This is a genomic window from Bacillus cereus group sp. Bc061, assembly GCF_027715825.1.
Classification (GTDB): Bacteria; Bacillota; Bacilli; order Bacillales; family Bacillaceae_G; genus Bacillus_A; species Bacillus_A paranthracis.
This window is the reverse complement of the sequence record NZ_JAQFTZ010000003.1, coordinates 333863-347298: the sequence shown is the minus strand read 5'-3', so window position 1 is coordinate 347298 and position 13436 is coordinate 333863. Positions and strand designations below refer to the sequence as shown.

The following is a 13436-nucleotide window of genomic DNA, read 5'->3' as shown; positions in this document are numbered from 1 at the left end:
CGAATAATCGCCGATATATTTCGAGTTATGCTGATATATTTGCAAAATCGCCGATATATTTCAAGTTGCGCTGATATATTCCGATAATCGCCGATATAAATTTCATGTACTATAACTACCGCCCTGCTTACACAAAAAAAGGCATCACCACAAGGTGATACCTTTTCTTCTATTACATCGCTTCCGAATCCCACTCATGCTCCTGCTGAACAAACACAATACCTAATTCGTGATGTCCACCAGCGTATAATGCCGTTTGAGCAAGGCGAAGTTCTCCATTTGTATCTAAAACTTCTAACTTACAAAATGCTCCTGTCGTCTTCGTTTGAAGCGCATCATAAAATTCCTCAGCACTTCTTGGAATGACTCCATTTACTTTCGTAATCATTTCTCCAGGCAGTAAATTCAGCTCTGCTCCAATTGTATTTGGAATTGTATCTAGTACAATGAGTCCATCATTACGTGCAGCGAAGTACGCTGGTCTTGTTTCATCCGCAATTTTCTCTTGCATGGAAATTGTAAAACGTCCAAGCATTGCAACGCCCATTGCAATAATGGCAAGTACGTGCCACCAATAACTTGCGATTCCTAAAACAAGCACAAGTCCTGCTAATCCGTACACACGTCTTCCTGTAAATAATAAAGCTTCCGTCGGCTCATAACTTCTAATCCTTCTCATAAATCCAATTAAAAATGGAACGAGGAATAGAGAATATGTATGTGAACCGATTGAAACGACAGGCCACCATGAAATAAACTGCGTTACTGCGTCACCTGGCACAAGAATAAAAATAGGAATGATCCATAAACGCTTTGATTCGTGTAAACCAATCTTTAATCCGCGCTTACCCTTCCTAATCTTCGGCGTCGAATATCCTACTGCATTTTTAGAAATCAACAAGCCCTCTACAACGAGCATGATGCCTAGCAAAATAGCAAGGGATACGATTGTATTCTCTTCACCTTCTCCAAGCTGCAAGAAAGAAACTGGTAGCTTAGAAGATAATAGAACACATACAATCGCGATACTAAACGTATAAGCCGCTGATAAATATCGATACATAGCAGTTAATCCAAATAGTAACGTCCAAAGTAAAATGGCCCATAAGCTCGCCTTAGAAACAACAAGTCCGAGCCCAATCGTAATGATAGATACGATTAATCCGTATTTAACTCCCGCCAATAAAGATGTTCGCAGTTCAAACCAAATATCATAAACTTTAAAAGAAAAATCTTTTCGTTCTCGTAACATACGTAAGTATCCAACGAAGATACTACTTATAAAAAATACATAGACAGCAGGGTGTAAGAAAAAACGTCCAACTGCCCGCATTATTTCAAAAATCCATGCCTCCACGAACCCATTCACCACCATTTATATCATTCTTTCTTTTTATATTATCATAACTGGACAAACGTTTGTTTAACACAAAAAAATACAGGCAGCAAACTGCCTGTATTTCTTTTTATTTCGCCATTAATTTTAATGCTGACTGTAATTGTAGATCATTTTCTCCAGAACGGATTTTTTCAATAATTTTCGTTTGAATCGCCTCAGCTGTCTTTTTATCGAGCTGTCCTGTCGCTTCCATCTTATTCGCATTTTGGAATGCTTTCAGTGCTGATTCTGTCTCTTTACTAAAGTAGCCATCTTCACGTCCTGGTACATACCCTAAACTCTTAAGCATTTCTTGGGCATGTTTTACTTGTACATCATTTGCATTGTATGAAAGTGTCTTTTCAATTTGAATTGGTGTCGCATGATAATAATCTGGTTGTTTCACTTCTACAGTTGGCTTGATTCCTTTTTTATGAATCCAGTTTCCATCCGGTGTTAACCATTTGAACATCGTTAATTTGATGTTGCTGCCATCTTTAAATGGAACAGCTTGCTGAACAGTACCTTTGCCAAACGTTTTTTCACCAATTAAATCGTATCCTTCTCCCTCTTTTAGCGCACCCGCTAAAATCTCTGAAGCAGAAGCACTTCCATTATCAATTAGTACTGAAATCGGATATGGCTTTCTCTCTTTTAGTTCCGTAGAGAATTTCTTCTTCTCACCATTTCTTTGCTCTACTTGTAGCATCGGCTTTTTATCCGTCATAATTTCTCCTAGTATCTCTTCTACACTATTTAAGTAGCCACCTGGATTACCACGTACGTCAATAACTAAGCCTTTTATGTTTTTCTTCTCTAACTCTTTTAACTGATCCTTAAATTCTTTCGCTGTATTTTCAGCAAAAGAAGTGATTTGCATATAACCGATATCTTTTCCACTCTCTTGTTTCACAGAGCTAAACACTGTGAAGATTGGAATTTTTTCACGCTTAATTTTAAATACAATCGGATCAGCTACTCCTGCACGCTTAATTTCAATCGCAACAGTCGTTCCTTTTTTACCACGAATCTTTAATACTGCTTCTTCACGTGATAAATCTTTCACACTATTTCCATCTACAGATAAAATTTGGTCATTCGGTTTAATTCCAATCTTTTCTGCTGGTGAGCCTTTAATTGGAGATACGATAATAAGCTTACCGTCCGTTTTGTTCACCTCAGCCCCAATCCCTTCTAACTCGGGATCAAGCGATTCACTAAACTGTTTAGCCGTTTCTTTATCCATATACGTGGAATAAGGGTCCTTCAGCGTAGACAACATGCCTTGTATTGCACCTTCGACTAATTTTTCATCTTTCACGTCTTCCACATAACGTGAATCAATTAGTGCATACGCCTCATTAATTTTTGCCAAATTCCCTTGCGCAGTGCTAGCGTTTCCATTCGAAATTGTTTGCGTTACTTCTGCTGGGTTAACCCCAAATAAAGACATACCCGCAAACATTCCGCCAGCACCAATTAAAAATGCAACAACCATTCCAATAATTGCAACTCTACGTTTCAATGCGGAATTCCCCTTTCCAAAACACACAGGTGGTGTAGCAAAAGGCATCACACAGTGTGTGATGCCTTTACCTATTTCTACTATATGATAAGCTTGTACGAATTATGTTTGCAACTTTTTATACTTTTAAGAAGCGACGAATTGACATTACACTTCCCCACATACCGATTAAAGCCCCGATTAACACTAGTAAACCAGCTAATTGGAATACGAATGGACTGTATGGTAGAAGTTCGAAAATTGTTCCGCCAAGTTTTTCGTTAAACACACCTTGCAACGAATTATACGTAACTAGAATTAAGCCAATTGGAATAATTGATCCTAATACTCCTAGGAATAATCCCTCTAATAAGAACGGCCAACGAATAAACCAGTTTGTTGCACCTACAAGTTTCATAATTTCGATTTCTGTACTACGAGCATAAATTGTAATTTTAATTGTATTAGAGATTAAGAACATCGCTGTGAATAAAAGACCAGCAATTAACACAATCCCGATGTTACGACCAGTTTTTACAGTATCAAATAATCGTTCAACTTGCCCTTTTCCGTACTGAACATTACTTACAAACTGCATTTTTTCAATCTTTTTCGCAATTGTTGCTGTATCTGTTGGTTCTTTTGCTTTTACAACGAATACGTTTTTAAGTGGGTTATCTTGTTCAAATAACTCAAATGTCTTTCCGCTATCGCCTAAACTTTTAATTAAACGTTTTAACTCTTCTTCTTTAGAAGAATATTTAATAGAGTCTACTTTTGCAATCTTACTCATATCATCTTCTAATTTCTTTTGGTCAGCTTCTTTTGCTGCTGGATCAATGTGTACACGAATTTCTACATCTTGCTCTACTTTCGTCGCAAAATGGTTCATATTCATAATCGCTGTTAAAAAGACACCTACAAGTAATAATGTAACTGTTACTGCACTAACAGAAGCAAACGTCATCCATCCGTTACGTGATAGATTCTTTACACCTTCTCGCAAATGTCGACTAAGGGTCTTAGCCTTCATATCCGTATCCTCCCTCCATCTCATCTCGAACAATTTTTCCGCCTTCAATCGCGATTACACGATGACGGATTGTATTTACGATATCTGCGTTATGTGTCGCCATAACGATCGTTGTACCACGCTCATTAATGCGCGTGAAAATCTTCATAATATCAAGAGCTGTTTCAATATCTAAGTTACCTGTTGGCTCATCAGCAATTACAACCTTTGGTCTATTAACAATTGCTCTCGCAATCGCAACACGTTGCTGCTCCCCGCCTGAAAGTTCGCTTGGAAGTGCGTCTGCACGATCTTCAAGACCTACAAGACCTAACACTTCTGTTACACGCTCACGAATTGCATCTGGCTCTTCTTCAATTACTTCTAAGGCAAACGCAACATTCTCATATACCGTTAATTTAGGTAGTAATTTAAAGTCTTGGAAAATCACGCCTAATTGACGACGGAAATATGGAACGTCTCTTTCTGCTAATGACTCGATAGTAAGACCATTTACATTAATTGATCCTGTAGATGGCTTCTCTTCACGATACATCATTTTAATAAATGTAGATTTTCCGGCTCCACTCGGTCCAACTACGTATACAAACTCGCCTTGTTTAATGTTAACTGTGAGACCAGCAATGGCTTTCATACCATTCGGGTACTCCTTATAAACATTCGTCATTTTTATCATTATTTATCACCCAATACTTAATGATTTTTTTCGAAATACTTTTCTGTACATTTGAAAATAAAAGCTAAACCTTTATTCTCTTTTAAACCACTCTTGTTGAAGGTAGTCTACTTATACTCTTTTTCTAAGCAATACTACTCTATGTAATATATTTCAGCAAAATTCTACAAACCTCATTGTAACATCAAACGGTTTCCAGTTTGGATACATTTTTGTTACAGTTATGTTACATTCCAAAAAAAGGGAAACGAGTTGATTATATGAATCAACTCGTCCATTTTACCCCTTTTTATTTATGTTCAGCTAACCACTCAGCTACTTTTTTCGCATCTTCACCTTGAATAAGTCCTGGCGACATTGAACCGCGACCTTTTTTAATAATTTCTTCGATATCTGCAGCGTCGTACTTCCCGCCTACTTTTCTTAAATCAGGTCCAGTTGCTCCTGATAAATCTGTTGCGTGACACCCAGCACAACTTCTTTGGAAAATTTGTTCTGCACTGTCTGTACTTGCAGACTGGTTCGAAGACTTACTCTCTTCTTTATTTCCACACGCTCCTAAAGCAAAAACGACTGATGTTCCTAGCGCAATAGCCAATAATTTCTTTTTCACTTCTATCGCTCCCCATTGTTGATATTCTTTTCATTCCTAACACACTCATTTTCATTATAAGCATTATCTTTATATAGAAAAACTAAGGTGTATTTCATATTCTTCAAAAATAAAGTGAGAACCCTAATGATATAAAGCTTTTATAAGTTGTTTCAATTCTGTGAACAACTTATAAACTTCTATAAAGGATTCTTTTTGAACGGGAATTTAGAAAAATTCTGTAGAAAGCCTTACTCTATTGCCAATCTGTTTTACTATTTTCTACTTTTTACAAAACAATATACAACATTGTATGCTACATATAATCCCATCAAAAAGAGAAGTTGTCGTTTCCAACTTCTCTTCCTCTGTACTTCATCCATATAAATAAAATAGCACTCTTTATGTCCTCTATATCCTCAACGTGCGCCAACAATTTTGTTGGCTTTTTTTCACTTAGCTTATTAGATGCGAGAACGTAAGTAAGCATCAATAAACGGATCAATTTCTCCATCCATAACTGCTTGCACATTACCAACCTCTGTATTTGTACGGTGGTCTTTCACAAGAGAATATGGGTGGAATACGTAAGAACGGATTTGGCTACCCCATCCGATTTCTTTTTGTTCTCCGCGAATTTCATCTAACTCCGCTTGTTGCTCTTCTAATTTCTTTTGATATAATTTCGCTTTTAACATCTTCATCGCATGCTCACGGTTTTTAATTTGAGAACGCTCTGACTGACACGTTACAACCGTATTTGTCGGTGTATGCGTAATACGAACTGCTGAATCTGTCGTATTAACGTGCTGTCCACCCGCTCCACTTGCACGATACGTATCAATTTTCAAGTCTTCTGTACGCACTTCAATTTCAACTTCATCATTGAACTCAGGTACAACTTCACAAGATACGAACGATGTATGGCGGCGGCCTGAAGAATCGAATGGTGAAATACGTACAAGACGATGTACACCTTTCTCAGCCTTTAAGTAACCGTAAGCGTTATGACCTTTAATTAATAAAGTAACGCTCTTAATACCAGCTTCATCACCTGGTAAGTAATCAACAGTTTCTACTTTAAACCCACGTTTTTCAGCCCAACGTGTGTACATACGTAGTAACATAGAGCCCCAATCTTGTGACTCTGTTCCACCAGCACCTGGGTGTAATTCTAAAATGGCGTTATTTTTATCATAAGGATCGCTAAGTAGTAACTGCAGCTCATACTCATTCATTTCTTGAATTAAGCCTTTTACTTCTGATTCAAGTTCCTCATGTAAATCTTCATCATACTCTTCTTTTAAAAGCTCATGCGTAATTTCTAGGTTTTCGAACGTCTCATCTAGCTGACGGAACTTTCCAACCATATCTTTCAGTGCATTTGCTTCGTTAATGACAGCTTGTGCGCCTTGTTGGTCATCCCAAAATCCTGCGCCCATCATTTTCTCTTCTAATTCTGCAATTTGTTTCTCCTTAGTAGGGAGGTCAAAGAGACCCCCTAAAAGCCGCTAATCTCTTAGCCATTTTCTCTAATTCCTGTCTAATTTCTACTAATTCCATTTCCTTCACCTCTATGTAATTGCTGTTACTTTCGTATGAAAACAAGGGAAACTCTCTCCACTTATGACGGAGAGAGTTTAATCCTTCTTAATTATACATTTTTGATGTAAAAGTTTGCAAAGCAGCCTGGGCTACCGCCCTATATTACTTCCCAATGCCACAGCAGTTTTTATATTTTTTACCGCTACCACATTTACATAAATCGTTGCGGCCCACTTGGTCACCTTTTACAACTGGTTTTTTCTTCGCCTCTTCGCCATCGCTAGATGGGTGAACAGCTTCACCTTGAACAACTTCTTGACGCTCTAAGTTTTGTTCAATTTCAGCTTTCATAATGTAACGAGAAATTTCCTCTTCAATAGAAGCAATCATTGACTCGAACATTGCGAACCCTTCCATTTGATACTCACGAAGTGGATCAATTTGACCGTAAGCACGTAAATGAATACCTTCACGAAGGTGATCCATCGCATCGATATGCTCTGTCCATTTCGTATCTACAACACGGAATACAACAACTTTTTCGAACTCACGCATTTGCTCTTCTGGCATAAGCTTCTCTTTTTCGTTGTAACGCTCTATTAATTTCGCGATAATTGGCTCGCTCATTTCCTCTGGAGCAAGGCGACGTAATTCTTCTTCTTTCACATCTCCTTCTTGCAGAAGGTTTGTATTTAAGTAGTCAACAAGACCTTTAATGTTCCAATCTTCTTCAATTTCCTCTTGTGTATGAAGTGCAACCGCACGCTCTACTGTAGATTTCATCATACCTTCAATAATACCGCGTAAGTTCTCAGACTCCATTACCTCTTGACGCTGTTTGTAAATAACTTCACGTTGCTGACGAAGTACATCATCATATTGTAGTAACTGCTTACGTGCATCATAGTTATTTCCTTCTACACGTTTTTGCGCAGATTCTACTGCACGAGAAACCATTTTACTTTCGATTGGCTGAGAATCATCCATACCAAGGCGATCCATCATCGCTTTCATATTATCAGAACCGAAGCGACGCATTAGTTCATCTTCCATTGATAAGTAGAACTGCGTAACACCTGGGTCCCCTTGACGACCAGCACGACCACGTAACTGGTTATCAATACGACGACTTTCGTGACGCTCTGTACCGATAACGGCTAAACCAACGTTTTTCACATCGTCTCCAAGCTTAATATCTGTACCACGACCTGCCATGTTCGTCGCAATCGTTACAGCGCCTTTTATACCTGCTTCTGCAATGATATCCGCTTCACGCGCATGGTTTTTCGCATTTAAGATGTTATGACGTACACCTTTACGCGTTAACATTTTTGAAATAAGTTCTGACGTTTCGATTGCAACTGTACCGACAAGAACTGGTTGCCCTTGTTTATGACGATTTACAATATCCTCAACAACAGCATTAAATTTACCTTCCATTGATTTGAAGATTAAATCTGCACGGTCATCACGAATAATCGGTTTGTTCGTTGGAATTACGATAACGTTCATATTATAAATGTTACGGAATTCCTCTTCCTCTGTTTTCGCTGTACCAGTCATACCAGATAACTTTTCGTACATACGGAAGTAGTTCTGGAATGTGATTGTCGCAAGCGTCATACTTTCATTTTGAATTTCTACGCCTTCTTTTGCCTCGATAGCTTGGTGTAACCCTTCGCTATAACGACGACCTTTCATAAGACGACCAGTAAATTGGTCTACAATTATGATTTCGCCTTCTTGTACAACATAATCTGTATCACGATGCATAACAACGTGCGCACGAAGTGCCTGATTAATATGGTGAAGAAGCGCTACATGTTTTAAATCAAATAAGTTTTCAATATGGAAAGCTTTCTCCGCTTTCGTAATACCATCTTCTGTTAACATTACATTTTTCGTCTTCACATCAAATGAATAATCTTTTTCATTTTCTAACGTACGAACGAATGCATTTGCAAACATGTACAGCTCTGTTGATTTTTGAGCTTGTCCAGAAATAATAAGTGGCGTACGCGCTTCATCGACTAAGATAGAATCGACTTCATCGATAATAGCAAAGTGCAGTGGGCGTTGAACGCACTGCTCTTTATATAAAACCATGTTGTCACGTAAGTAATCGAATCCAAGCTCATTATTTGTGCTATACGTAATATCAGCAGCATAAGCCTCTTGTTTCTCTTCGCGTGACATACTGTTTAAATTAATTCCTACTGTTAATCCTAGGAACTCATGAAGTTGTCCCATTTCGCTCGCATCACGTTGTGCTAAGTATTCATTGACTGTAACAACGTGAACACCTTTTCCTGTTAAAGCATTTAAATATACAGGTAATGTAGATGTTAACGTTTTACCTTCACCCGTTTTCATCTCAGAGATATTCCCTTCATGTAAGGCAATACCACCCATTAACTGTACACCATACGGACGCATTCCAAGAACACGAGTCGCAGCTTCACGAACAACCGCAAAAGCTTCAGGTAGTAGATCATCTACTGTTTCACCTTTTGTTAGACGTTCTTTAAATTCAAGCGTCTTCCCTTTTAATTGTTCATCAGTTAATGGCTTAATAGATGGCTCTAATGCATCAATTTGCTCAACTGTCTTCTGCATACGTTTAATTTGGCGTTGATTTACATCAAATACCTTTTTTAAAATACCGATCATAGGAAATACGCTCCTCTTTTTATTAAAATAAAACTTCCGATTGTTTTTTCTTTTTCTCTATTACAATCAGTCGTTATAAAAATCAAATGTATGTTATGCCAATTTTTCTCCTAATTAAAAAAACTAAAATGTATATACCTAATGATAATTGTAACACTTGTCTTATAACTATGACAACAATCGGCAAAATGTCGGGCCTTATATTCAAAAAAAGTTTTTATTTTATTTGTTACGTTCCTTTTCTCTGTCTCGCTATTTCAATTTCACGTTACAAATTTCGTATTAAATCTAAGTCCTATTCTTTCAAGTTTCCTTTTAAAGAACATGACTACCAGAAATTCCTTAATAAAATCTAAATCGACAATTACAAAAAGCCGGAAACTTCGCAGGTGTAGCATCCATGGGTACTTACACCTGCAAAAAAACTCCGACTTTAAAAAATATTGTTATGTTGCAAGATCTACAAACAACATTAAAATATAGCTGTATCAATCATAAATTTTATTAATTTATCGGTATTTCTAATTCATGATATTTCCCTTCCTTATCCTTTATACACGAAATGAATTTCACTTTAGTTGATTCATTTGAAAAGTTTTTATAATTTTTATAAGGGTCATCTCCTATAAAATAATTTGTCCCTATATACCCTCGTACTGTTTTACCAGCAGGTATTACAGGATCAAACTGATATTTTTTAGGTAATTCCATTGAATAAGGGATTAAATTATAAAACTCACCTATTTTAGAATAAAACATTGTATCGGAAATAGACTTATTACTAAGCAAGTTAATATCTCGATTTGTTGTATTTGTAATATCTAAAGGTAAAACATACGTCACTACTTCACGGTCTTCATAGGGATCATAAACTTTTGTAGGATCAAGAGGATTAAGTGCATGAAACGTAACTCCTTGCCCATCTTCAAAAGTTCTATTAGATAAAAACTCATCTTTTACCACTTTATAAGATTCATTATTAAGATTTAATGTTTTAAATCTTAATAAACTAGCAAATATACATAGCAACAGACACAATCCAACGCTTATTAAGACATATTTTCTTGTCACTCTTAATCTACCAACTTTCCATTATTAACATGTACAATACGATCTACCATTTCATTATCTAGAACATGCACATCATGACTGGCTACAACAATAGTCGTTCCCTTGGCTTTTTCTACTTTCAAAATATCTAAAACATCTTTTATCCCATCACTATCTAAAGCATTCGTTGGCTCGTCTAATAACAGTAATTTTGGTTGTTCCATTAAAGCTTGCGCTATTCCTAAACGTTGTTTCATACCTAAAGAGTATCTTTTATACTTTCTCTTATCTGTTTTATCAAGTCCAACCCTTTGAATAATATTATAAATCTCCTCATCGGAGATTTTATTGTTAATCGATGATAAAAATTTCAAGTTCTGAAAACCAGTATACCCTGGAATAAAACTTGGATATTCAATCAATATTCCCATAGAATCAGGAAATTGCTTTTGTTTTCCAATTATTTCATTATCTATATAAACAACTCCAGAATTCAAACGCATTAACCCTGAGATAGCGCGTAAAATCATCGTTTTACCAGAGCCATTATGCCCCTTCAAAACTAAAAATTCGCCTTTTTTTACTGACAAACTAATATTATCTAACACAATATTTCCTTTTAATCTTTTCGTCATACATTCACATTTAATATAATTGTCCATAAATTATTCACCTATCACATCTAGTTTTTTAAAACAAAAACTACCTAATAAAATCATTACAACAACAATTACTACTCCTATTAAAAGTAAATCATTATATTGAATAGATTGATTATTACCTAAAGTCAATTGAATTGAACTGTGATCAACAAAATACCAACGATTCGGCATAACAAAAGAGCCTAAAAAATAAATACTATGAAAGAAAATAGACAAAAATAGGTAAAATAACATTAGTACAAAAACAATAGTTATCGGTATATAAAAAGTTAAAAACTCAAAAATCAAAGCTAATAAAAAGCTGATAATGATTTGAATTAGCATAGTACCTAATATCTTATAAGGAAATTGACTATATAAAGAACTCTCGCCATAAGGAAACAAATAGTACACCATAAACCAAATAAAATACATAACAACCCAAATACAAACTATGTAAAAAAACAAAGATAACATTTTCGTTAACCACAGAAAATGCTTCTTCTTAACACGAGGAAATAAATAAACACCATTCTGTTGAATATCTGAAAAAGCAAAATTCCCTACAAGCAACAAAGGAGTGATTTGAAAGAATATCCAATAAAAAGGGATAGAAAATCGCCCCTCCTTATAAAAATAAGATAAATCCACAAAGTCTACTCCATGAAAAAATCGATAAAAGGTAACATCTACTAATACAGATTCTTTGCCATTACTAAGAGGCTGATTGTATAAAAAAGCAATTGCAATAATAGCGTAAATTAAGAATAAAAAAGCCATTATCTTGATGGAATCTCGAAACCTTACATGTAAATCTCTTTTTAACAAATAATATAAGATCATAATGTAAACTAGATCACCTCTGTCTCATCATTCATAGAAATATAACTTTTTTTAGATAAAATCCATACACTTATAAAAAAGATAAAAAGACAGACAAATAAGCGTATAAATAAACCAGTAGCATCTTCAAAGACATTTATATAAAAAGCATTTGTAAATAAAAATCCATGTAATATAAATCTATCTAATAAAACAGCAGTAATCATACATATTATTACAAGTAAACTAGGTAAAAATAATTGCAATAAAGCACTTATCATACATATAAAAACACTCGCAAATAATTGAATGCAAAATAATAATGGATAATTTACATCAACACTAGTTACAGCCATCATATTTGACATCAAAAACAACTGTAAAATCATACTCCCAGCAAAAAAGTAAACAAAAACGAATAGCTTCAAATAATATATGGAAACTAATTTCAATGCATTATTCACTCTGTAAACAACATAAATACTAAAAAAATTCGACATAGAATATACAGAAAAGACGATAGTTAAAGGAATAAATATAGTCGATAAATTATAAAACGACATAACCTTATACAAAACTTCCAATTCGTTCATTTTCTCTTTTATAATTCCGGTTTCAAAATAATTGAACAAACAACCAATGATACTGACATTAAGTAAAAAGAGAATACTTAACCAAACATATTTCATCCTTATAGTTTCTTTCATAACATTATAAAAGAACATGCTTCCTACTCCCCCGTAAATAAAGAACTACAGAACAAAACCAAATACATAACAGTACACTAAGAAAAATTTGTAATTCAAAAAACCCAAAATCTTTAATTAAATAATCTTTAGGATTGAGAATCCCTTTTCCAATACCAAGCCAAAAAATATGTAAAATAAATGGAACTAAATAAACAAAATAAACTCGTTTTATAAAAAACGAAACTGATAAAGCTAAACTCGAAAAAACCGCACCGTATAAACCATTTAAAAATACATACATTAGAAAATATAAAGTAGGGTACTTATAATAAACTATATGAAATTGAGCTGTTGGCGAAACAGTAGAAGCCATATAATTTAATATTGGATGCGGAGCAACTGTTGGATAAGTCATCACATATAAATAAAAATTAAATAGTAAAGGGACACTTATAATAAAAAAAGATACAATAAAATTAATAAAATAAAGTAGCTTAAAATAATAACATGTTCCCATCTTAGAAATAACAGGATAAATAAATCCATAATTTTTATCAATTCTATAAATCCCTGCTACAGCCATCGCGGAAAGCATAGGAAATATAAGTAAATAAAACTCACTATAAAACGATAATCTATTAAAATATAAAATATTAGATAAATATGGGGATACCTTTATAATCCCAGCATCGTTAAATCCTTTAGTTGTAACAAACATAGCAATATATTGAGCAATAACAATTACTAACATAATAAATAAAGACAACCAAAACATCCTACCTTTTAAAATCCTTCCTAAAAAGTAACTCATCTATAGCTCCTCCATAAACCATTAA

General features: G+C 34.9%; 12 protein-coding genes. All 12 read right to left on the bottom strand.

What is annotated here, in order from left to right; all coding sequences use genetic code 11:
* Positions 1–172: 172 nt before the first annotated feature.
* Positions 173–1375 (bottom strand): PDZ domain-containing protein, encoded by a 1203-nt coding sequence (locus tag PDQ40_RS15965; RefSeq protein WP_033671077.1) that lies wholly within the window; start codon positions 1373–1375, stop codon positions 173–175.
* 91 nt (positions 1376–1466) lie between these two features.
* Complete coding sequence (locus PDQ40_RS15960; protein ID WP_000830290.1) at positions 1467–2903, bottom strand: S41 family peptidase; 1437 nt, start codon at positions 2901–2903, stop codon at positions 1467–1469.
* Between the two features lie 118 nt (positions 2904–3021).
* Positions 3022–3915 (bottom strand): permease-like cell division protein FtsX, encoded by an 894-nt coding sequence (gene ftsX / locus PDQ40_RS15955; RefSeq protein ID WP_000645019.1) that lies wholly within the window; start codon positions 3913–3915, stop codon positions 3022–3024.
* A complete protein-coding gene (gene ftsE / locus PDQ40_RS15950; RefSeq protein ID WP_000594318.1) occupies positions 3905–4591 on the bottom strand; it encodes a cell division ATP-binding protein FtsE in 687 nt (228 codons plus the stop codon). The genes ftsX and ftsE overlap by 11 nt, the downstream gene beginning before the upstream one ends.
* A gap of 289 nt (positions 4592–4880) precedes the next feature.
* Positions 4881–5204 carry a cytochrome c551 gene (cccB, locus tag PDQ40_RS15945; RefSeq protein ID WP_000727972.1) on the bottom strand — a complete coding sequence of 108 codons (324 nt, stop codon included), beginning with the start codon at positions 5202–5204 and terminating at the stop codon, positions 4881–4883.
* A 443-nt stretch (positions 5205–5647) separates the two neighbouring features.
* Positions 5648–6746, bottom strand: a protein-coding gene (gene prfB, locus PDQ40_RS15940) for a peptide chain release factor 2 (RefSeq protein ID WP_096001716.1) whose coding sequence is annotated in 2 segments (ribosomal slippage) — positions 5648–6673 and positions 6675–6746 — 1098 coding nt in all. Because the reading frame shifts where the segments join, the coding sequence is not laid out codon by codon here.
* Between the two features lie 144 nt (positions 6747–6890).
* Positions 6891–9398 carry a preprotein translocase subunit SecA gene (gene secA, locus PDQ40_RS15935; RefSeq protein ID WP_000579364.1) on the bottom strand — a complete coding sequence of 836 codons (2508 nt, stop codon included), beginning with the start codon at positions 9396–9398 and terminating at the stop codon, positions 6891–6893.
* A gap of 504 nt (positions 9399–9902) precedes the next feature.
* The gene (locus PDQ40_RS15930; RefSeq protein WP_033671094.1) at positions 9903–10430 is read right to left on the bottom strand and encodes a hypothetical protein; all 528 of its coding nucleotides are present in this window, start codon (positions 10428–10430) and stop codon (positions 9903–9905) included.
* A gap of 41 nt (positions 10431–10471) precedes the next feature.
* Positions 10472–11110 (bottom strand): ATP-binding cassette domain-containing protein, encoded by a 639-nt coding sequence (locus PDQ40_RS15925; protein ID WP_000371027.1) that lies wholly within the window; start codon positions 11108–11110, stop codon positions 10472–10474.
* Positions 11111–11113: 3 nt separating this feature from the next.
* Positions 11114–11869, bottom strand: a complete 756-nt coding sequence (locus PDQ40_RS15920; protein WP_103141260.1) for a hypothetical protein — start codon at positions 11867–11869, stop codon at positions 11114–11116.
* Between the two features lie 71 nt (positions 11870–11940).
* On the bottom strand, positions 11941–12636 hold the full coding sequence (locus PDQ40_RS15915) for a hypothetical protein (RefSeq protein ID WP_046198063.1): 696 nt from the start codon (positions 12634–12636) through the stop codon (positions 11941–11943).
* A complete protein-coding gene (locus PDQ40_RS15910; RefSeq protein ID WP_000120046.1) occupies positions 12623–13411 on the bottom strand; it encodes a hypothetical protein in 789 nt (262 codons plus the stop codon). Before PDQ40_RS15910 ends, PDQ40_RS15915 begins: the two co-directional genes overlap by 14 nt.
* Positions 13412–13436: the final 25 nt, after the last annotated feature.

Coding starts and splice junctions, on each gene's coding strand:
- ftsX (WP_000645019.1), bottom strand. CDS start 3,915: ATGAAGGCTAAGACCCTTAGTCGACATTTGCGAGAAGGTGTAAAGAAT.
- PDQ40_RS15915 (WP_046198063.1), bottom strand. CDS start 12,636: ATGTTCTTTTATAATGTTATGAAAGAAACTATAAGGATGAAATATGTT.
- ftsE (WP_000594318.1), bottom strand. CDS start 4,591: ATGATAAAAATGACGAATGTTTATAAGGAGTACCCGAATGGTATGAAA.
- PDQ40_RS15920 (WP_103141260.1), bottom strand. CDS start 11,869: ATGGCTTTTTTATTCTTAATTTACGCTATTATTGCAATTGCTTTTTTA.
- secA (WP_000579364.1), bottom strand. CDS start 9,398: ATGATCGGTATTTTAAAAAAGGTATTTGATGTAAATCAACGCCAAATT.
- PDQ40_RS15925 (WP_000371027.1), bottom strand. CDS start 11,110: ATGGACAATTATATTAAATGTGAATGTATGACGAAAAGATTAAAAGGA.
- PDQ40_RS15910 (WP_000120046.1), bottom strand. CDS start 13,411: ATGAGTTACTTTTTAGGAAGGATTTTAAAAGGTAGGATGTTTTGGTTG.
- PDQ40_RS15965 (WP_033671077.1), bottom strand. CDS start 1,375: ATGGTGGTGAATGGGTTCGTGGAGGCATGGATTTTTGAAATAATGCGG.